Source organism: Streptomyces sp. NRRL F-6492 (assembly GCF_001280125.1).
Taxonomy (GTDB): Bacteria; Actinomycetota; Actinomycetes; order Streptomycetales; family Streptomycetaceae; genus Streptomyces.
In genome coordinates this window covers 1-276 of the sequence record NZ_LGEG01000179.1, presented here as the reverse complement: position 1 = coordinate 276, position 276 = coordinate 1, and the positions used below count along the sequence as shown (strand labels likewise).

At 60.5% G+C, this 276-nt stretch carries 1 rRNA gene; it reads right to left on the bottom strand.

The window, feature by feature from the left end:
* Positions 1-276 (bottom strand): 23S ribosomal RNA (locus tag ADL08_RS14275); the annotation flags it as partial.

Here is a 276-nt window from a genome sequence, read left to right as displayed (position 1 = left end):
ACGCGGATTTGCCTACGTGACGTCCTACACCCTTACCCCGGGACTACCACCGCCCGGGCTGGACTACCTTCCTGCGTCACCCCATCGCTTACCTACTACAAGTCTGGTTCGTCGGCTCCACCACTCCCCTTTGCCCGAAGGCTCCGGGGCGGCTTCACGGACTTAGCATCGCCTGATTCGATATTGGGCGTTTCAAAGCGGGTACCGGAATATCAACCGGTTGTCCATCGACTACGCCTGTCGGCCTCGCCTTAGGTCCCGACTTACCCTGGGCAG